The sequence below is a fragment of the Mesorhizobium sp. AR02 genome (assembly GCF_024746835.1).
In the GTDB taxonomy this organism is placed as follows: domain Bacteria; phylum Pseudomonadota; class Alphaproteobacteria; order Rhizobiales; family Rhizobiaceae; genus Mesorhizobium.
In genome coordinates this window covers 529,388-549,024 of record NZ_CP080530.1, presented here as the reverse complement: position 1 = coordinate 549,024, position 19,637 = coordinate 529,388, and the positions used below count along the sequence as shown (strand labels likewise).

The window sequence follows — 19,637 nt, the reverse complement described above, 5'->3', positions numbered from 1 at the left end:
AACCAGGTAGGTCCCGTGCCGCTGGCGCTAGGCGCTGCGCCGCTCGGCGCCGACAGCGGCAATCGGTGTGTCGGCATGCTCCGGACTCGTGAAGTGCTCCGGCGTGCGAAGATCCTTGTCATGCCGCTCAAAGCACTGCCCGTCGATGGCCGGGTAGGCGAAGTCGGCGGTATCGGCGCGACCGCCATCATCGGCCTGGCAGCGTACGCCTGATGGATGCCGCCGCGGGCGCTGAAAATCGTCGGGCCGAAAGCCTCGGGCTATCCCGAACTCATTTTCAAACAGTTTTGACAGGATCAGAATCATGAAGACTCTACGGACCGTCTATGCCGAGGATATGGACGACATCGCCGTCGGCGGCGCGATCTTGGGCACCGGCGGTGGCGGCGATCCCTATGTCGGCAAACTGATGGCGCAGCAAGCGATCCGTAAGCATGGGCCGGTGAAGATCATCGATGTCGGCGAACTCTCCGACGATGCCTTGGTCGTGCCCGTTTGCATGATGGGCGCGCCGACGGTGATGACCGAAAAGCTCCCGCAGGGCAATGAGTTGATGAACGCCTTCCGGCAACTCGAACAGCGGATGGGCCGCAAGATCGATGCGGTCCTCTGCATCGAAGCTGGGGGCATCAACTCGACGATACCGTTCGTGGTCGCGGCCGCGAGCGGTCTGCCGCTGGTCGATGGCGACGGCATGGGCCGCGCCTATCCGGAACTGCAGATGGTAACTTTCACCATGCACGGCGTCTCGTCGACACCGATGGTGCTTTGCGATGACAAGGGCAACTCAATCGTGCTCGAAACCGTCAGCAACGCCTGGACCGAACGGCTAGCGCGCGCGGCCACGATCGAAATGGGCGGCTCGGCGCTGCTCGCCTTCTATCCGATGAGCGGAGCAGTGGCGAAAAGAGCGGTGGTGCGCGGCACCGTGACGCTCTGCGCCAATCTCGGCCTGACGCTGCGCGATGCCCGGGCGGTACATGAAGACCCAGTTGCGGCCGTTGTCGACATGCTCGGCGCCAAGATCGTCTTCCATGGAAGGCTCAAGGACATTGACCGACGCACGGTCGGTGGTTTCGCCCGCGGCACTGCCCGTTTTGACGGACTCGAAGACTGGCGCGGCCACACCTTCAAGCTCGACTTCCAGAACGAATTCCTGATGGCCGAGCGCGACGGTGAAGTTCTGGTCACCACACCAGATCTGATTACTCTGGTCGAACCCGACAGCGGCAACCCGGTGACAACAGATTCGCTGAAATACGGCCTGCGGTTGGTGGCCCTGGCCATACCATGCAATCCGCAATGGCGGACACCGGAGGGCATCGCCCTCGTAGGACCTCGCTATTTCGGCTACGACAGGGATTACAAGCCGTTCAATTTCGCATCGTAGGCATCGGATGGGGGCAGTTTGAGATCTTTTAGTAAGTCCGTTTGATTGCATCGCGCCTAAGCAGACAACAAGTTCCACTTGTCAGTGGAAAATGTCCTTCACGGAGGATCGGTGAGATGAGTTCGCTATCGCCGAGTACTGAACGCATTATCGTTATTGCGATTCCGTCTGATCATTGCAACGCTCGGGCGCGTAACGTGCGTCGGCCACCGTCTACACCAACCAGTGGTCGATAATAGACGAGCTACGCCGCGCATCTGATTGCAAGGGTAAGCTGGCTCTGCTCCGGGTTTGACGCCAAATAGCTTCTGCACCAAAAGGCACAAGCAAAACGACCCGGCGCCGAAACCGCCGCGCAATCCATCCCATCCAGCGAACAGGATACTTAATCCATAGCCTAACCGATTGCATGCGGCAGAGGAGGTCATTGCCTGCCACGACATTGTCGCTCCAGGCATGGCGGAATCTCGACAATCGGGTCGAACAATATCACCGGCGTGTCAAGCGCCGCATCCGATCGATGCTAGGCCTCAAGTCGCTAGCGAACGCCGTGGTTATCCCCTCCGGCATCGACATGACCCACATCATGCGCAAGCGACAGGCGACGTATGCCTACAAATCCCAGCCCGTCGACCGCCGAGCAGTTCCATATCCTCGCTGCCTGGCGGACAGGCAGAGGTGGTTCGGTTGACTACCGCGTTTCCAAGTGTGCGGCAGAGCGGGTCTGAGTGGCACGAATTTTGAGTTACCCGGGTATGAAGCAGAGAAAGCTGCTGCGCGCGACGCCAAGAACACAGGGAACAACACAGGACAAGTATATGGCCGCCTCACGTCGGTGATGTGATGGTGCTCCGGAAGCGTCCTCCGCGCACATCAATTGAGATGAAGAACATCGCCGACCGTTTTGGTGTCAGCGTCACCCCGGATTGGTGAAATAGAAAAGGCAATGGGCAATCTTGAGACGCAATACCGTAACAAACTCGATATAATACCCGAGGCGATCCGCGAGGCAACCATTTGCACGATAGAATTGGTCGACGTAATCAATAAGAATGCTTAGATCGTCGGTTTCCACAAAAGTTACGTCCCAGTTATGTTGGCTTGCGATGCAATCATTGCTTTCGGCTTCTTTTACCGATTGAGAAAATCCTGTAAGTCACGCTCACGTGTCGGTCGGAGCTAGATCCGAGAAGTACGGAGGCTAGACCGTTCGCCATGAGAATTTCTGAGAGGAGATCGTCGCGTGCATCGCTGGCCAAGCCTAGGAGGATACTGCCCGCTTCTGTGAGGAAGGCTGGGCCCTCTGAAAGAAAGCGGCGAAGCAATTTGTAACCTGGATTGATGGCCCCTCGTTCGAGGCTGTCCCTATACTCGTAGTCGCTTGGCGCAAAGATCGATGGGCAATTCCAAAATATAAAATCAAATTTTTGATCTGGCGAGATATTACTGAAGATGTCGCTTTGGATTACCTTTACATTCCGGATGCCGTTTCTTGCGGCGTTTTCTAGCGTATTAGCGACGGCCTTGGGGTCAATGTCACAAGCAACCAAGGATGTTGCGCCGAGTCTCGCGAGGTACAGTCCTGGGAGGCCGAAGCCGCACCCAATTTCCAGAACGCTTTTGCCAGCAACAGAAGGAAAGATCTCAGCATACCAGCGCCAACTGTGAAAATCGCGTGGGGAAAAAACGCCCTCGTTTACAACCAAGTCCATTCCAAACGCCTGCATGTGCAGCGGAAAGGTGTGCTGTTGGCTGAGTGCAAGCCTCGCCCTGACCCGATCAAGATCTGACATATCGTTCCTCCTCAAATAGGCTCAACGTATGAGCCTTTTCGAGTGATTGGATGGATTGGTGACTTGTGCAGCCGAGCCATTTATAAGTGAAGTTCCGGTGCGGTCGCCACGCAGTACCCTTTAGCGAGCCGCCCCATAAGATCTGCTATCCACGCATGGTAGGGGCTCTCAATCGTATCGACGCCGAACGATGGATCCGCGGTTCCGCTGAAGGGATCGATCGCTCCATGGGCCAACGTTGCTGTGATCCCAGCTTCATCCAAACTACCGGGAAAAGCCGCTGTGGGCGTAGCGGACAATCCTGCAAGCGCGGCACACAATGCAAAGGCTGCGCTATTGGCAGAGCTTCCCACGAGAAGGTTAGCAAAGTCGTTTGCCATGGGTGGATGCTTAACACGAGCGTCGTGAAGACGGCTCGTTCCAACCTCATTGGGATTGTCGACACACGAACCGCAAATTAGGCCCTCGGCCATGGCCTGGTCGAATAATGAATGTGTGAGCGCTATTCCTGGTTCTACAACGTTACCGGTCCCATGATACGGCTTGCCCTCAGCCGAAAAGCCGTAATGCTCAATCGCAATGACCGTCTTCGGTTTGATGTTTTGCAACAGTTCAGCAAAATAGTTCGACAGGTCGCAATCAATATCTAGCCCGACGATCGCAACGCCAAAGAGCCTTTCGTTCCCCTTTGAAAGCCTTTTGAACGCCTCAAAATCGATGATCGTGGCGCCTGCGGCTCTAAATGCTGCTGCAACTTGTGCAGCCAAAGGCGCGGGAGCCATCGCAAGGGAGACTGCACCAGTCGTCAAGTGAAGAGCACGCGCAATGGCCGCTGCCCCGATCGGCCCATCGGCCTCGCCGATCGAAACGTCAATCGAAGACCTAACCGGCCACCCGGTCACAAGAATAGCGACATCCTTTGAGGCGAGAGAGTTCAAGAGAAGCTGTGCAAAAGCGGTTGAACTCGCTTCCCCTGACCCATCCCGCTCCAGCGAATAGAGATACGATGGTCGCCCGGTTAGGTTTAAGTCAAGCGTCATTAACTTATCCAGCTCAAGTCCAAACCGTTGGATAAGTTCTTCTTTAGAATGTCGTAGACCTAAGTAGGAAAAGTAGTCGGCCACGGTTCGTCTCCAGTTGATATTGATTGTTTTGTCGAATCAGGTTGATAGTTAGCCAGGCGCCTCGTTATCCGCCAGGTAGATACTCGCCCATGTCGCAAGCGAGACCAGATTCCAAGCGGTTTTGAAGCTCTCTTCCGTAAGTGCGACATTACGGGGCGGGAGGATTGCTATCCGTTCGAGGTCTTCGAGGGAATGCTTCCGAAGAATGGCGTTTGAGCAAATCCAATCAATCCGCTCGGCCAACCAAGACCACATACTGTCGTCATAGAGGAGTTGTTGAATCCGCTTGGGACGCATGGTGATTTCGTCAGGCAGAATTTGCCGCGCCGCCTCACGAAAGATAATTTTATCATTCTCAGGGGTGAGTTTTTGAAAGTCAGGGACTTCAAGCGCCAAGTCTATAAGAATGCGTTCCGCATAGGGCATCCGAAAAGAGAGACCATGTCTACCAGCCAAGAGTTCCTGCGCAGCGAGGCGCTCGTCGCGAACAGTGAGGTCGTTGCATAGCCGCCGATAGATTGCGTCATCGGTCGAAAGCAAATCCCGATGATACGGCATGCCTGCAAACAACGTGTCAGCAGCATTGCCAGAGAATATGATGTCCACAAATTGTCGCGCTTCCTGATGCAGAGCATAAAGGCAAGGGAACTCTTCGTAACCGCCAGGATTGTCCACAGCGATAATAGTTTCCTTCAGTAGTTCGGTGAGGGCGTCGGGCCGAACTATGATTTCATGATGGCGTGTCCCAAGAAGGCTCGCCGTCGCGCTCGCGCCGATAATCTCCGGATCGTCGTAACCATAGCCGACAGTGAATGTGTGAATCTCAGAATCCCTGCGAATTCGCCTCAGGGTCGCCGCTATTACCGCGGAGTCGACGCCACTACTAAGCATCACCCCATATCTCGGTGAAAAATCATTCGCCTGCCAACCGATCGTCTCTCGAACCGCCATTTCTACGTGAGGAACTGAAATCGGTTTGAACGGTGGGCGTGTCTTGCACAAATCTTCACGCAGGTGGATCGTCTCAAGATTTCCATTCTGCCATATGAGGATTGATCCCGGCAGCACCATGGAAATGTGCCGCAGAAAGGTTCGCCCCGCTGGCGCCCAGCCGTCATCAACGAAGCGGTGGGCGGCATCGTGGTCAAGGTTTCGTTCAACCCACGGCAGTGACAACAGTGCCTTATACTCCGTCGAAAAGGCAAAATTTTCATTCGATGATGCCCACGAAAGGCTCTGCACACCGAACGCATCGCGAACAAGGATCAACTGGTGACGAGTCTGGCAGTAGACTGCGATTGCGTAGTGACCGCATAGAACTCGGAAGAAATCGGCGCCGAATCTGAGGAATTCCGTCCTGATGCCTTCTGCCGAAAGATAACGCGGTATCCTTGTCTCTTCATCGACGACAAATGGGAAACCGGAATAGACAACGGCGATGTCGTCATCGACAGAAATAGGCGAGATCTCACCGGAATGTCGGGCGCCAAAGGAGAATGTTGGTCCTTCCTCAATGGCCATGTCGCAACCGCGGTGTCTCAGCGCGGCCCCCATCTCCACCGTGCCGTGTGTCTTGGCGCCGACGATCCCCCACAGCGCCCCGATTGGGGAAAGGGCGATACTTGTCATAGGTGCACTCCAACGAGCGACATGGAGGCCGCCACACTGAAAACAATGATGGCAACGTACATCAGCGCCCCTGGAGTCGGGATTTGGATTGATGCGACACGGAATACCGCCATGCTAAGGAAATGTACTTTTAGAATGGTATCCAAATGGGCCCGAATCGTCGACTTGAGGAAATATAACACTGCGAACACAGGCACATCACAATAGAGCGGGTAACGCGAAACTTTGTCGTCTTTCGACAAGCGGAACATGCGAAAAGATCTGCGTCTTATCGAACCGTCTCGCAATAGGGATGCCAAAATAAGAAGCGCGCGTAAGGCGCGTAGCAAGCCATGATGATATCCGCACATCAGAATGCTCCTACCCATGTTGTCTCACCTCCACTATCTCTTTTGGCAAAACCGCCTGTAATGGCTGCCACACATAGGCGTGTCTCCACAAACCGCTTAGGGGTTGCCATTGCCATCTGCCTGCTGAGATCCGTCGAGCAAGTTGCATGCCGGATTCGGTTAGAGTCAGTTTGGAAAATCACGGATGGGCGTTTCTGCGTAGCATGATGCCGCCCATGGCGACGAGGATCATGGCCTGCGAGACATCGATGCGCTGCTCGTAATCGCGCACGAGGCGTCGCCACCGGATCATCCATCCGAACGTCCGTTCGACGACCCAGCGACGCGGTAGAACCTTGAAGCCTTTCTGGTCGTCGGAGCGGCGGATGATCTCGACGATGAAGTCGAGATAGCAGGCCTTATCCATCAGCTTGAGCCGGTCATAGGCCCCGTCGGCGAAGAGATGCTTGACCCACGGCCAGCGTTTGCGGATGCCGTCGAGTATCGCCTGCGCACCCGCGCTGTCGGAGATGTCAGCGGTGGTCAGGTTGACCATCAGGAGCCGTCCGTCCGTATCGACCGCAATATGGCGCTTGCGCCCGACGATCTTCTTACCCGCGTCGTAGCCTCGTGCTTTTGCATGGGGTGCCTTGATCGACTGACTATCAATCACACCAGCGCTGGGTGAAGGTTCGCGGCCCTGCCGCTCGCGGTCGAGCATCAGTTCCACGTCGTGGATCGTCTGAAACAGGAAGCGCCGTGCCAACTCGCGGAACCAGCTATAGACCGTCTGCCACGGCCCAAAATGAATGGGCAACATCCGCCACCCACAGCCTGAGCGCACCAGATAGCGCACCGCGTTGATTCCCTCCCGAAAATCCACCTCGCGGGGACGCCCACGCCGACCAGGAACCGGCATCAGTGGCGCGATCCGCTCCCATTCCTCATCTGTCAGATCACACGGATAACGCTTCGTCTTACGCGCGATCTTGGCAACACCGCCACGGCTCTGTTCGGTCCACATCCACGCTCTGAATCAGACTTCATGCGCAAACGAAACCCCTCAAATCCGATTTTCCAAACAGCCTCTTACTGGTTGCCTTGCACGACTTTTCTCCTGCAGCAGCCCGGATCTGGTCACCATTTTGTCGGACTTCCGACATTCGCGTTCGGCTTCGAACGCAAGAGGCTAGGTCCGGACAGGTCCGGACATCGCTGGTGGAAAAAACTGGCAACTGATTATGAAGCGATTTTCTTCGCCGCGCCGCGATGGTTTTTTGCCTGGTTCCCCTTGATTGCTCCCGTGACTTTGGCCGACGCTAGTTCGCAGAACATTTCTCGCCTGCTCCTTCCACGGAATTGGCACGAGTTTTGATGCTCCTTCGTCGCGACGGCGGTAGGAGCTGCCCACGAATATTCCTGTAGCGGGTGCCGTCGCGAACGCGGGCGCGACGGAAGGAGAGCGAAATATCAAAGGTCTGCTCGAGAACCAGCATATCGAGGGATGGGCATACCCCATGCGGTCCGAGCGCCCTCAATCGGCATGGTTGGCGGCGATAACCACAATCGCACAGCACCACCCAGCGAACGTCGTCGGCTTGAACGTGCCAAAGGTTAAGTCTTGCGAAACGCCGAGCGGCCTCAGTACTCGTGATGGGGAAGACAAGACACGCCCAAGAAATAGGTCACGCCAAATCACAGTGCGCCTTTGAAGGAGAACGTTATGCGTATAGACCAAATGGTACTAGGTGTCTTTCTGCGCCCTGGCGGCCATCATGAGGCTGGATGGCGTCATATGAACGCACATTCCGATGCGGGCGCTAATATCGAGCGGTATAAATCCTATACAGCGAAAGCGGAGGCTGCCGCACTACATTTTGTATTCATAGCTGACACTGCCGGTGTGCGCGAATCAACGGTTGAAGCGATGTCGCGATCTGGGCGAGTTGTTGGGTTCGAGCCCACGACCTTGCTGGCAGCCTTGGCCATGGCTACCAAAAACATCGGTTTGGTGGCTACAGCATCTACTACATTCAATGAGCCATATAATCTCGCGCGGGTATTTGCATCGATCGACCATCTGAGCTGTGGTCGGATCGGCTGGAACATTGTTACCTCGGCTAACCCGTTTGAAGCACAAAATTTCAACCTGCGGGCGCTACCACCCCACGAAGAACGATACGAACGCGCAGCCGAATTTGTCGAGGTCGTAGAAGGATTGTGGGACAGTTGGGCGGATGATGCATTCGTCAAACAGCGTGACGCCGGACTATTCTTTGATCCACATAAAGTGAACTTCTTGAACCACATTGGAAAATACTTTGCAACTCGTGGCCCTTTAAATATTTCGCGCTCGCCTCAAGGATATCCAGTCATTGCACAGGCAGGTAGCTCGCCCACTGGTACCAGGTTCGCGGGCCAATATGGCGAACTGATTTTTACGGCACAGCAAAGCATCGAAGATGCGAAAGCGTTTTATAAATCCGTCAAGGGGTTCGCAGGGGACTTTGGTCGATCTGATGCGGACCTTCTTGTGATGCCGGGGATTGTTCCAATCGTGGCACCGACGGCGCAAGAAGCTGGGGAAAAACTAAATGCACTTCAATCGCTAATCCACGAAGACATTGCTGTTGAACTGGCCAAGCGACTCCTTGGCTACGTAATCGATGTCGAGAAGTTTTCTCTTGACGAGCAGGTTCCCGATGACTTGGGTGAAACAAACAATATGCAGAGTCGCCAAAAACTGCTGCTCGATACTGCAAGGAATAAGCGGTTAACAATTCGGCAACTCGCGGCTAGCCTCGCCATTGGAAGAGGACATTTGGTCTGCGTTGGCTCGCCGGCCGAAATCGTCGACCAGATGGAGCAGTTTTATACGGGGGGCGCGGCCGATGGCTTTATTATAATGCCTCCAACGTTCCCTGACGGTTTGGATGACTTCGTTCAACTTATTGTTCCCGAACTTCGGCGGAGAAAGTTATTCCGCTCTGAGTATAGTGGAGCTACGCTGCGTGAAAATCTTGGATTAAGGCGACCCGGGAATAAACGGACGAACCAAATGGGAAATGAACCTATTGCGCCGGTGGTGTAACCCTCGTCGTGAATCGTAGACGGGGTCGGTCCACATTGGAACTTGTACCGAATTAGCTTCGCCGGACTCCGTCAGCGGAGCGTCGGCGCGCGGTTCGAAGACAATGTGCAATTTGACGGCGCGCGCACCTTGACGGTGTCAACCGTCCGTCGCTCAGCGAGGACAGTTGCACCCGCGTGGCATCGAGGATGCGTACGGCATCGGCCGACTGCTGGAGCTCGGGCGGCCGGCGACGGCGGCCATGTGCGCGAAGAGGCGCGCCGGCCGCCTGGCATTGGCATATGCCAGCGTCGTCCGCGCCACTGGGCGCCCGCGCGAATCATAAAGCCGCGCCGAGTGGCTCATCAGCCCTGCCTCGATCTCGCGCAGGCTCGCTTTTCAACAGGGCCAGGAATTGGCTCTTATGAGACCTGTGCGCGGGTGTCTGGACTGGCGTGTTGATGTGTGATTCTCTCAATCAGTACAATGGATTGGGGGATGCGATGTGTAACCGGGGCAGATTACCGGGCGGTGGGGGTTTGCAGGCGCGTGCTTTCGTGATTCACCCTTTGCGTGACGCTACCACCGACTGATTCGCTTGAAGGCCTGTCGCTCGCGGAACTCCGCGGGCTGGTTTCTGCGCTGATCGGCGAAGTGCGCGGTCTTCAAGGCCGGGTCGAGAGCCTTGAGATCGAGAACCAGGCGCTACGCGCCGAGAACCAGACCCTGAAGGATGAGATCGCCCGGCTGAAGGACCTGCCGCCGCGTCCCCCGGTCAAGCCGACCAAGCCATCGGGCATGGAGAAGGCGACGCAGCCGACATCTGGCAAGGGCAAGCGCCGCCGGCGCGGCGCCAAGCGCGACGGCGGTCGCGTGAGCCGCGAGGTGACGGTTGCGGTGAGCGCTCCTGCGGGCTCTCGCTTCAAGGGGTATGAGACGATCCTGGTGCGCGATCTGGCGTTGTCGGCCGAGGTGGTGCGCTATCGCCGCGAGCGCTGGGTGACACCGACCGGCGAAACGATGGTGGCGCCCTTGCCGGCGGGGATCATCGGCGGCTGGGGCGCGAACCTGCGCCGCTTCATTCTGGCCTGTCACATTCAAGGCCAGGTGACGACGGAGCGGTTGACGGCGTTGTTGACCGGGATCGGGGTCGACATTTCGAAGCGCCAGGTGGTGCGGCTGATTTCGGAGGGCCTGGAGGCCTTCGCGGCGGAGGACCGTGACGTGCTGCGCGCCGGGCTGGCTACGGCGCCCTGGATCACCGTCGATGATACGTCGGCGCGCCACGCCCACCAGGACGGCTACACCACCCAGATCGGCGATCGCCGCTTCACCGCGTTCCGCACCGGGCGATCGAAGTCACGGGAGGCGTTCCTGGCGACGCTGCGTGCCGGGCACAGCGATTACTTCATCAATGAAGAGGCCCTGGCCTATATGCGCGGCCGCAACCTCGCCGGTCCGGTGATCGCGCGGCTGGCGGCTGCGCCGCACAAGGCATTTGCCGACAGCGCCGCATGGCAGGCGCATCTGGCCGCACTCGGCCTCGACCAGCTCGCGGTTGAGCCCAACCCAGTCAGGATCGCCACCGAAGGGGCGATGTGGGGGGCGATCCGCCACCACGGTCACCAAGCGCAAGATCTCCGGCGGAACCGTCAAGCGAGGCAGGCAAGAACGCCCGCGACGTCCTGCTCGGCCTGATGAAGACCTGCATCAAGCTCGACGTCTCATTCTTCCGCTATCTCGGCGACCGCCTCGGCATACCAACACAAGAGTCGATTCCGCCGCTCCCGGATCTCGTTAGGCAAGCCGCTCAAGCCTGACTGCCCGGTAATCTGCCCCGGTTACATGCGATGTCACGTCGGCGCATTGGTCAGGAAAAGTTTGGTTTTGCCGTTGATCGCGGCCAGCATTCGTCTTTGGATGCGCTTGCCAGACTGATTGACTGGGTGCCGATCGATCAGGCCCTTTGTGTGATTTCCTGCTCTTCGAAGGGCGAGCCTGCCTGGCCGCCAGAGGCCTTGTTCAAGGCGATGCTGCTGTCGATCTGCTACGACTTGTCCGACGTCAAGCTTGCCGAGGCGTTGGACGACAGAGGATCGTTCCGACGGTTCTGCGGGTTTTCGGCTCAAGAGCAGACACCTGAGCGAACGGCTTTCGTGCGTTTTCGAAAGGCTCTTGTGGCCCATGGTCTGGACAAGACGCTGTTCGACGAGATCACCGGCCAGCTCAAGGCCAAAGCGATTCAGGTGAAGACCGGCACGCTTGTCGATGCGACGATCATCGCCTCGGCCAGTGAGGATGACGAAGAGGGCCATTGGGTCAAGCATAAGGGCCGACCAGCGGTTCATGGCTTCAAGGCCCATGTCGGTGCCGACGCCGATACAGCTCTGGTCGAGGAGATCGCCGTCACACCCGCCAACATCAACGACGGCAAGGCCGGTCCCGATGCTCTGCCTGACAATCCCGGCCAGGTGTTTGCCGATAGCGCCTATCGCGGCAATCATTTCGGCGACGCGGTGCGTGCCAAGGGTGGAACGCCACGCATCGTCGCCACCGGCATGTGGGGACGGGACGAAGCCGAAACACTGGCACGCCTTGAGGCCTGGAACCAACCGATCCATCGCATTCGTGGCCGGATCGAGAAGATCTTTGGCACGTGGAAACGAAGCTACGGCCTTCGCCGGATGCGATGGCGAGGGCTGGCAAAGGCAGGCGTTCAAATTCGCATCACTGCCATCGCCTACAATATGAAACGCAGTTTGAAGGTCATCACTATGGCTGGATAGCGGGCAAAAACACCACTGACGCTCACACGAGAGCGTCAGAAGACACAGCCGACGACGTCGGCGCTGATATCTTTGCACCCTTTACCCCGGAAGCGGAAAAGATCAAACAAAATCAACGCTAAATGCTTCCCGCGCACAGGTCTCATTACTGGTTGGCTGTGACTTGTCAACAAGCCGGCGAACACTCCCACGAACCGTGCCAAAAGGGCATGAAAAGCGCGATGGTGATGCCGCATGAAATGGACATCCTGCGCGTGTGTCAAACGCCGCGAGCCGCCAGAAATCGAGCAGAACCAATGTCATGCCTGCGGCGAGGATGACCGCCCGCGTACGGCTTGCTCCTGTCAATGTCCTTCTGATGGGAGGCACAGGCTGTCACTTTTTGGTCTTGAGGTTGTTCGACGTTTCGAGGAATTCTGCAGGCCCTGCTGGCTCGCATACCTCGCCAGTTCCCGAGAGAGCGAAGACATCGCCGCGAGATATCCAGTTCTCGCAGCATTCGCCAAAATGCGAGTTTTCACCCGGTTAGCGAAACGCCAGCAGAGCCGATGAGAGGACGCAGTAGGCCGTCACCACCCCGTACATTGCGCCCCTAGTCGGCGGCACTCGTAAGGGGCTGACATGGAAGATGGCGACGGTGAGCAGACTGATCCCCAGTGCATGAACAAAAAGGCTGCCGGGGAACCATGGCTTGAGCATGAAAATCGCTGCAACAACGGGCAGCACATAGGTCGTGGGAACACCGATAAAGTTGCCGCCCTGAAGGCCGACCGAACCGAAATAGCTGAGGCGGAGCGCACTTGCCAAGCCCAGCACGCCGGCGATTGCAATTGCCCACGTGGCGCCGCCACTAAGCGTGGTCAGGAGGATGCCTGGAAAAATCCCGGCGCTAACGAGGTCCGCAAGCGAATCTAGGCTCTTACCCACATTCTTCGTAATGTCGCTGCGGTTAGCGGTCCATTTGGCCACGACGCCGTCGAGATGATCCGCTAGGAGAGCCCAAAGAGCAGTTGCGACCGCCAACTCTGAACGTCCCTCGATCGCCAAATTGATGCTAAGGACGGAAATCAGCAGACCAGCGACTGTAACTAAATTGGCGGGGTCTTTCAGTTCTTTCAGCATTGATCTCTCCCATTCTGGTGTCCAATGGAGATGCCCGATCCCACCGCAGCGGCCGGAGTGAATATCTCTTCAGCAATCCGCAAGTCAGCCACGCAGTCAATTTCGTACCACCGAACGTGATCACATCGTGCCGCGGCGAGCTTCATTCCCCGTTTCGCGATCAAGTACGCAAGGAGTTGTTCCGTGTAGATCGACGTATCGCCAGCTTCGATGAATTCATTCAGCGTCGGAACAAGGGTCTTCGACAGAGTGCCAATCGAGAAACGAAACAGATTCATCGTCTTGAAAAGCTGGACTTCCGCCGAATGGAGGTCGCCACCGGTCTGCCCCATCCGGATCTCTACTATGTCGCCGTCATCATTCAATAGGACTGCCGAACCCTCCATTTCCTCCGTGAATGGTGCGACGGCGGCCACATCCGAGCGGCTGTCTATGGTCAATGATCTGATGGCCTCAAGTTCAAAGAAGACGTCGCCCTCCAACAAGTAAACGTCTCCGCGCAGGAGTGCGTCACGGGCGAGCCATAATGAATATGCGCTTCCGGTGCGATCAAAGATGGTGGATTCAACATAAGTGATGTCGATGCCAGCGAACTGCTCGCCGCAAGCATACTCAATTGCATCTTTACGATATCCCACGACAATCGTGACCGAGCCGACGCCAACGGAGCTAAGGTTCGCCAGAGCGTTGTGAATTATCGGAACGCCGTGGACCTCGACAAGGGGCTTCGGCCGCGTATTGGTATAGGGACGGAGTCGAGACCCCATGCCGGCCGCAAGTATAATTGCGGATTGAGGTACGTCCGAGTTCAACATCGTACTCTCTCCTCAGACTTTGCGCTCTCAATTCCAGGAATTGAGAAGCTTCGTGAGGCGAGCGAGGCCGCTCACCAATTGGCTTGTTGGGATGCCATAGGACAGACGAAGGCCCATAGGGTCACCGAAAGCGGACCCCGAGACCGCCGCCACACCAGCGTCCGTGAGCAATGCGCTCACGATTTCGTCGGGGGAGCGGATGCCGTCCTCCTGCCGCGCCGGCCGAACGAGCGCGGAGATGTCGAGGTAGAAATAAAATCCGCCTTGTGCCTTTGGGATTGGAACCCGTGTGAGCGAGGAAAGTACACTGAGGCCTATCTGTCTGGCACTTGCAAGTTGTGCTCGAAGCCCAGCCTCGTAAGAGCCGTCACTGCGTTGGAGATGCGCAAGCACGGCGTGCTGGGCTACGACGTTTGGGTTTGATGTCGTGTGCGACTGCAACGCCTTCACAGCGTCGATGACTTCTTTGGGGCCCGCCAGATAACCGATCCGCCATCCCGTGAGCGCCAGAGACTTACTGAATGCGTTGACGATGAGGGTGCGCGATCGAACTTCCGGAACGAGCGAGACAATAGGCTGATGCGCTTCTTCTCCATGAACGAAATCGGCGTAGCACTCATCGAAAATGATCAAGAGATCCCTTGCTATTGCGAGCTGGGCAATCGCTGTCAGCGTCTGGGTGTCATAGACCGAGCCCGTCGGATTGTTCGGCGTGTTGACGACGATCGCTCGTGATCGCTCGGTGATGGCGGCTTCGATGTCTTCGATGCGCGGCACGTAGCCATTGGAGCGAGTATCGACGAAGATCGGTTTGCCGCCGGCGATCAGCACCTGGACCGGAAACGTTGTCCAATACGGTGCCGGGATGATAACTTCGTCGCCTGGGTCAAGAAGCACCATTGCGGTATTGAACAAGGCCTGCTTGGCTCCGGCAGTAACTGCAATTTCCTCGGCCTTCCAGATCTGCCCCGTGTCGCGGGAGACCTTCCGCGCCAGCGCCTCGCGAAGCTCCGTCGTGCCAACTGAGTCGGTGTAGCGGTTTACACTCTTGTTGATCGCCTCAATCGCGCCCTGGCGAATCGTTGGAGCAAGCTCGCTCCAGATTTCGCCGGCCGCGAGGTCAACGATCTCCATCCCGGCATCAGCCGCAGCCTTCGCCGCGGCGCGGGCGGCCGCAGTCCCCGACGATTTCAACAAAGTTGTCCGTTGCGCTAACATTCGCATCTTCATCCATCTTCTTCGAAGGAACCACCTGCCACAGCTTATCCCGGACCATCCACTGCCCGCGGAAGGTATTTCCTTCTGCCGCAGAGAGCTCGCCGTAGTTCCCTAGTTCGAATAGCTCCTCGATCATCGCGACCTCGCTCTCGATCCCGGCAATGCGCTCTACTTGGATGATCCGATCGCAAACCGGGGGCATGGTCGATATCGCCGCGCATGTTGTGGTTCGCCCGGATCACCGTAGAAATTCGAGCCTTGCGATACTCGGAGATGGGCGTGCGGTAATATTTCGCCGGCGCGATCACGACCGGAAGGCGGTTCTGATACACGCGCGTGAAGGCGAAAATCTCTTCGGCATCGGACTTACGAGAATGGATTAGGATGGCATCGGCGCCGGCCTCTGCATAGGCGTGCGCCCGCACCAACGCCTCGTCCTGTCCATCGCAAGCGATGAGCGCCTCGATCCGGGCGAAGAGCACGAACTCCGGATTCGGTACCTGGTCCTCCACGGCCTTGAGCCGGCCACAGACCTCACCAATGTCAGCCAGCGGGTGCCGGCCGCAGACGAACGAGTTCATTTTCGGTAAAGCTTTGTCCTCGAGGCGAGATGCCACTCGCACAGTGCTGGCGCAGCTTCCGGGCGACCAGGCGCGCATTGTTGAGATACCCGAACCCACTATCCCCATCGACGAGAACCGGAATATGTGACGCGTCCGCCATACGCGCGACGACCTCGGACCAGGATGCTTCGCTCGCATCGCGATAGCCGAGGCTCGACGAGATCGAGAGCCCGAAGGCGCCCACAATGCTTTAAACCCAGCGCGTTGCGCGATTGCTGCAGAAAGACCGTCATGCGCCTCCATTGCAAAGGCGAGATCGCTGGACAGGATCAGGCTGCGCAAGCTCTCGCGCGGGCCTTTGGCTGGAATAACGTTATCAGTTGACTTCTTTAGGAGCGCGCCATGCATTGTCATATCTCCGTCACGACAGCAATAGAGGTATTTCTGGGTTCGACGTCAATACGTAGTACCTATATGTAGCGTTATTTATCAGTATAGTAACCACTTCGAAGCAAAAACGTAACATGTCTTTCACAGATTTGGCTTTGCGATGGCTATGTCATCTCGTGATGCTGGGCGTTTTGGCTGGCAGTCGCGCTGAAAGGGCGCGAGAGTGCGACGGTGAGCTCTTATGTTCATTTGCAAGATCTATATGCGCATTATCGCCGCCGATCCCAAGCACTTGGACACCTCTAACTACCGGCATTTCCAGGGGGGTGGTTTGGCAATGAAGTTGCGAACAGCTTGACGCGCGGCGGTGGCTGGATGTCGGTAGTTGGGGCTGATGCTGGTTGCCGATTTCGGCATCGCGGCGGCGTTTTACGCCGCTCTCGCCATCATGCGAACGCAGTTCGCCCCTGGTGCCAAACGAAGCGGGTGAGATTGTAGGCGAGGTTGGCCATGCCGATCTTGGTGCGAGCGCGGGCGCCCGGCGTGCGGCATCGGCGCTGCTGTCGGGCTTGCCTTGCCGACACCGAGGCCATGCAACTCCATATCGACGAGATCGCCGGCACGTCGAAAGGGTGTGCATGCCGTGTTCGTCATGGATCGCGCTTCGAACGCTGTTCAGGGGCGCACTGGCTGGCGCACCAACTCATCGCAATGGGGCAACAGCCGGCTGCTCTGGTGCAAGTGCTCCTCACCCGGGTCGTGTCTTCCGATGCGTTCCGACCTCTCCATGCGGGAAGAGGTGACCAGAATCCACCGCTCGCACCGAGTAAACGAAGGCACATCTCTCTTTCTAGCTTGTGGCCCGTTGGATGAACGTCTCACTCACGCCCACTTCACGCGCGGTGTTCACTATTTCGACCCAGGTATCATCAAGCAACGGGATGCCATTCTTGGTTCGCTCGGCGCGGGTTCTGCGTTCAGGATCGCCCGGGATCAGCACCTCCTCGATGCCGGCGACCGGCTTCGTCGCGCGGATGAAATCGGTATAGCGGGTGACCTCGCCGTCGAAAAAATTGGCGGGATCGACCACCTTTGGATCGATATAGAACGCCAGCATGCCGTTGGCAAAGCGTCGATTAGCGCCGGTCGCCCCCGTGCCTGTCAGGGCTCCACCTAGCAGTTCGCAGATCAGCGCAAGCCCAGAGCCTTTGTGCTCGCCAAAGGCTCGGATGGCCCCTGTACCCCTGGTATGATCGCGCGTCCCATCGGGGGTGTATGGGCCGTAGAGCAATCGTGGATCGTCGCTAAGGGTGCCGTCGGAATCGATCAGCGCGCCATTGGGCAGCTTCTTGCCGCCAAGGCTTGCGACGAAGCACTTGCCCTCCGCGACAATAGAGGTCGCGAAATCGAGCACGATTGGATCCTGGCCTTGCCGAGGGATTCCCACGCAATAGGGCGCGGTCGACATGCGCTTCTCGACACCGCCGAAAGGTGCAACCAAAAGCGAATCGGTGGCATTGACGAAGTGCACGGAGACGAGACCATCGGCTGCCGCCATCTCCGCCCAGTCGCCGATGCGGCCAATATGGCCGGCATTGCGCAGCGCCACGGCCGCCAGGCCAGCCTCCTTGCACTTCTCGATGCCGAGCTTGACGGCAACCGGCGCCACCGTCTGCCCGTAGCCGAACTTGCCGTCGAGCACTGCGAGCGAGGGCGTGTCGACAATGACCTCGACCGTCTGGTTCGGCACCACCGAGCCTATATTTTTCCAGCGAATATAGCCGGGCACGCGGATCACGCCATGACTGTCGTGGCCAGCGAGATTGGCTGTCGTCAGATAGGTTGCTATGCGACGTGCCTCGTCGGGCGAGGACTCGGCGTGACCAAAGACTTCTGCGATGAAATCGATGAGATTTTCAACCTTGATCGTAACCATGCTCGCTTGTCCTCTCTCCGTTTGAGCACGATCATCGGACCACCGGGTGCTCACTTTTCTGGATCATGCGTCTGACGTAGTCACTTTGGCGGGGCCGCCGAGATCGCTAACCGGCGCGACTAACTTCGTTGCCCATAACTCACCAAGCTTACATGCGTAACTCTGGGCTCGCAGAACACTACTTAGTAGGCTCCTTATTCCCGATTTTCGGCTAACCTGCTTCTCTCACCGAATCTAGCACCGGGCTCCGCTGAAAGGCGGTAGCGAGTCTTCAGGCTGTTTAGGGTCTCGACGACGCGTCTCAGTCCCTGCTCCAGCAAGTCTGGCGGAACGCCGAAGGAAAGACGCAATCCATTCATGTCGCCAAAAAACCCGCCGGCAACGGATGCCACATCAGCTTCTTCCAGGAGTAATCGTGCAATATCGTCCGCGGATCGAACGGGACCTCCAGCCGACAGGTCGGAAATAAACCTCCCTAGATCGAGATAGAAGAAGAATGTGCCATCGGCTCGCGGCACAGTCACGCCCTCCAGACCAGCCAGGATGCGAAGACCAGTGTTGCGGGCTTTCGATAGCCGATGATGCATCTTTCGTTCAAAGCTGCGGTGTCCGACCTGTAGGTGATGCAAAACCGCATGCTGCGCGATCACATTAGCATTCGAGGTCATATCGCTCTGCAGCTTCTTCGCTGCGGCAACGATCTCGGGGGGGCCTGCGAGATAGCCCAACCGCCAGCCGGTAATCGCCAGTTCCTTGGAGAAGGTGTTGACTAGGATCGTGCGTGAACGCACGCCAGGATGCACGGTGACGATCGACTCGTGGCGCCCAGTGAATACAAAGCAGGAATAACATTCGTCGGAAACGATCCAGAGTTGGTGCTTGATTGCGAGATCACCGATAGCTCGCAACGTAGTTGGATCATAGACAATGCCCGTCGGATTGTTGGGCGAGTTGACGATAATGGCTTTCGTGCGCGCGGTGACCGCGGCGCGGATTGCGACGATGTCGGGAAGGTAAGTTGGCGGGCGGACATCAACGAATACGGGCTTTGCGCCAGCGAGAAGAATCTGGGACGCAAAAGTCGGCCAGCAGGGGCGAATGATGATGACCTCGTCACCCGGATCGAGCACGGCTAGAGCAGCATCGAGCAATGCTTGCTTTGCACCGGCAGTGATAACGATGTCTTCCAAATTCCAGTTGACGCCCGTTTGCGCCGACAGTTTTTCGGCGACCGCCTTGCGAAGCAAAGTCAAACCGATGGCATCGGTATAGCGGTTCGTCCCGGCATTGATCGCGGCAATCGCTCCCTCGCGCACCGACAATGGTGGCTCAATGATAATTTCGCCGGATGCAAGGTCGATGATTCGACGGCCGGCTGCGGCAGCCAGCTGAGCTAGCTCAGCTGGCTCTTGGGCGGCGACAGTGCCCGGACCTGAAAGCAAAGACATCCGTTGCGCAAGCATGTGCGCCTC

14 protein-coding genes and 2 pseudogenes are annotated in these 19,637 nt (G+C 57.4%); 5 read left to right on the top strand and 11 right to left on the bottom strand.

Annotated elements, in window-relative coordinates:
* Nucleotides 1-27: 27 nt before the first annotated feature.
* Nucleotides 28-306: a hypothetical protein gene (locus tag DBIPINDM_RS02460; RefSeq protein ID WP_258580621.1), complete on the bottom strand. Its 279-nt coding sequence runs from the start codon at nt 304-306 to the stop codon at nt 28-30.
* Here DBIPINDM_RS02460 and DBIPINDM_RS02455 point away from each other — a divergent pair.
* Together DBIPINDM_RS02455 and DBIPINDM_RS02450 are read left to right on the top strand one after the other, a co-directional pair.
* A complete protein-coding gene (locus tag DBIPINDM_RS02455; protein WP_258580620.1) occupies nt 305-1,390 on the top strand; it encodes a DUF917 domain-containing protein in 1,086 nt (361 codons plus the stop codon). The two genes, DBIPINDM_RS02460 and DBIPINDM_RS02455, sit on opposite strands and share 2 nt — an antisense overlap.
* Nucleotides 1,391-1,856: 466 nt before the next feature.
* Nucleotides 1,857-2,052: pseudogene (locus tag DBIPINDM_RS02450) on the top strand (IS6 family transposase); the annotation flags it as partial.
* 450 nt (nt 2,053-2,502) lie between these two features.
* Here the strand turns inward: DBIPINDM_RS02450 and DBIPINDM_RS02445 are convergent.
* From DBIPINDM_RS02445 to DBIPINDM_RS02430, 4 genes are all read right to left on the bottom strand, one after another.
* Nucleotides 2,503-3,183: a methyltransferase gene (locus tag DBIPINDM_RS02445; RefSeq protein WP_258580619.1), complete on the bottom strand. Its 681-nt coding sequence runs from the start codon at nt 3,181-3,183 to the stop codon at nt 2,503-2,505.
* 80 nt (nt 3,184-3,263) lie between these two features.
* On the bottom strand, nt 3,264-4,307 hold the full coding sequence (locus DBIPINDM_RS02440) for a DUF4392 domain-containing protein (protein ID WP_258580618.1): 1,044 nt from the start codon (nt 4,305-4,307) through the stop codon (nt 3,264-3,266).
* A gap of 48 nt (nt 4,308-4,355) precedes the next feature.
* Nucleotides 4,356-5,936 (bottom strand): asparagine synthetase B family protein, encoded by a 1,581-nt coding sequence (locus tag DBIPINDM_RS02435; protein ID WP_258580617.1) that lies wholly within the window; start codon nt 5,934-5,936, stop codon nt 4,356-4,358.
* A 528-nt stretch (nt 5,937-6,464) separates the two neighbouring features.
* Nucleotides 6,465-7,289 (bottom strand): IS5 family transposase, encoded by an 825-nt coding sequence (locus DBIPINDM_RS02430; RefSeq protein ID WP_258580616.1) that lies wholly within the window; start codon nt 7,287-7,289, stop codon nt 6,465-6,467.
* A 771-nt stretch (nt 7,290-8,060) separates the two neighbouring features.
* On the opposite strand from DBIPINDM_RS02430, the gene DBIPINDM_RS02425 reads away from it, so the two are divergent.
* From DBIPINDM_RS02425 to DBIPINDM_RS02415, 3 genes are all read left to right on the top strand, one after another.
* Nucleotides 8,061-9,356 (top strand): LLM class flavin-dependent oxidoreductase, encoded by a 1,296-nt coding sequence (locus tag DBIPINDM_RS02425; RefSeq protein ID WP_416361673.1) that lies wholly within the window; start codon nt 8,061-8,063, stop codon nt 9,354-9,356.
* 552 nt (nt 9,357-9,908) lie between these two features.
* Nucleotides 9,909-11,033, top strand: a complete 1,125-nt coding sequence (locus tag DBIPINDM_RS02420; RefSeq protein ID WP_318036872.1) for a transposase — start codon at nt 9,909-9,911, stop codon at nt 11,031-11,033.
* A 152-nt stretch (nt 11,034-11,185) separates the two neighbouring features.
* On the top strand, nt 11,186-12,121 hold the full coding sequence (locus DBIPINDM_RS02415; protein ID WP_258580614.1) for an IS5 family transposase: 936 nt from the start codon (nt 11,186-11,188) through the stop codon (nt 12,119-12,121).
* A 525-nt stretch (nt 12,122-12,646) separates the two neighbouring features.
* Here DBIPINDM_RS02415 and DBIPINDM_RS02410 read toward each other — a convergent pair.
* The 6 genes and pseudogenes from DBIPINDM_RS02410 to DBIPINDM_RS02385 all read right to left on the bottom strand — a co-directional run bounded on the left by DBIPINDM_RS02410 (nt 12,647) and on the right by DBIPINDM_RS02385 (nt 19,628).
* Nucleotides 12,647-13,243 (bottom strand): CDP-alcohol phosphatidyltransferase family protein, encoded by a 597-nt coding sequence (locus DBIPINDM_RS02410; protein ID WP_258580613.1) that lies wholly within the window; start codon nt 13,241-13,243, stop codon nt 12,647-12,649.
* Nucleotides 13,237-14,058, bottom strand: coding sequence for a phosphocholine cytidylyltransferase family protein (locus DBIPINDM_RS02405; RefSeq protein WP_258580612.1), 822 nt, complete (start codon nt 14,056-14,058; stop codon nt 13,237-13,239). Before DBIPINDM_RS02405 ends, DBIPINDM_RS02410 begins: the two co-directional genes overlap by 7 nt.
* A 27-nt stretch (nt 14,059-14,085) precedes the next feature.
* Entirely contained in the window at nt 14,086-15,276 is a 1,191-nt protein-coding gene (locus DBIPINDM_RS02400; RefSeq protein ID WP_258581248.1) for an aminotransferase class I/II-fold pyridoxal phosphate-dependent enzyme, read from the bottom strand.
* A gap of 44 nt (nt 15,277-15,320) precedes the next feature.
* Nucleotides 15,321-16,142: pseudogene (locus DBIPINDM_RS02395) on the bottom strand (isocitrate lyase/phosphoenolpyruvate mutase family protein).
* Between the two features lie 937 nt (nt 16,143-17,079).
* The gene (locus tag DBIPINDM_RS02390; protein ID WP_258580610.1) at nt 17,080-18,165 is read right to left on the bottom strand and encodes a malate/lactate/ureidoglycolate dehydrogenase; all 1,086 of its coding nucleotides are present in this window, start codon (nt 18,163-18,165) and stop codon (nt 17,080-17,082) included.
* A 194-nt stretch (nt 18,166-18,359) separates the two neighbouring features.
* Nucleotides 18,360-19,628 carry a pyridoxal phosphate-dependent aminotransferase gene (locus DBIPINDM_RS02385; protein WP_258580609.1) on the bottom strand — a complete coding sequence of 423 codons (1,269 nt, stop codon included), beginning with the start codon at nt 19,626-19,628 and terminating at the stop codon, nt 18,360-18,362.
* Nucleotides 19,629-19,637: the final 9 nt, after the last annotated feature.

Coding starts and splice junctions, on each gene's coding strand:
- DBIPINDM_RS02400 (WP_258581248.1), bottom strand. CDS start 15,276: ATGTTAGCGCAACGGACAACTTTGTTGAAATCGTCGGGGACTGCGGCC.
- DBIPINDM_RS02415 (WP_258580614.1), top strand. CDS start 11,186: ATGTCACGTCGGCGCATTGGTCAGGAAAAGTTTGGTTTTGCCGTTGAT.
- DBIPINDM_RS02460 (WP_258580621.1), bottom strand. CDS start 306: ATGATTCTGATCCTGTCAAAACTGTTTGAAAATGAGTTCGGGATAGCC.
- DBIPINDM_RS02390 (WP_258580610.1), bottom strand. CDS start 18,165: ATGGTTACGATCAAGGTTGAAAATCTCATCGATTTCATCGCAGAAGTC.
- DBIPINDM_RS02445 (WP_258580619.1), bottom strand. CDS start 3,183: ATGTCAGATCTTGATCGGGTCAGGGCGAGGCTTGCACTCAGCCAACAG.
- DBIPINDM_RS02455 (WP_258580620.1), top strand. CDS start 305: ATGAAGACTCTACGGACCGTCTATGCCGAGGATATGGACGACATCGCC.
- DBIPINDM_RS02425 (WP_416361673.1), top strand. CDS start 8,061: ATGAACGCACATTCCGATGCGGGCGCTAATATCGAGCGGTATAAATCC.
- DBIPINDM_RS02435 (WP_258580617.1), bottom strand. CDS start 5,936: ATGACAAGTATCGCCCTTTCCCCAATCGGGGCGCTGTGGGGGATCGTC.
- DBIPINDM_RS02405 (WP_258580612.1), bottom strand. CDS start 14,058: ATGTTGAACTCGGACGTACCTCAATCCGCAATTATACTTGCGGCCGGC.
- DBIPINDM_RS02385 (WP_258580609.1), bottom strand. CDS start 19,628: ATGCTTGCGCAACGGATGTCTTTGCTTTCAGGTCCGGGCACTGTCGCC.
- DBIPINDM_RS02410 (WP_258580613.1), bottom strand. CDS start 13,243: ATGCTGAAAGAACTGAAAGACCCCGCCAATTTAGTTACAGTCGCTGGT.
- DBIPINDM_RS02430 (WP_258580616.1), bottom strand. CDS start 7,289: ATGTGGACCGAACAGAGCCGTGGCGGTGTTGCCAAGATCGCGCGTAAG.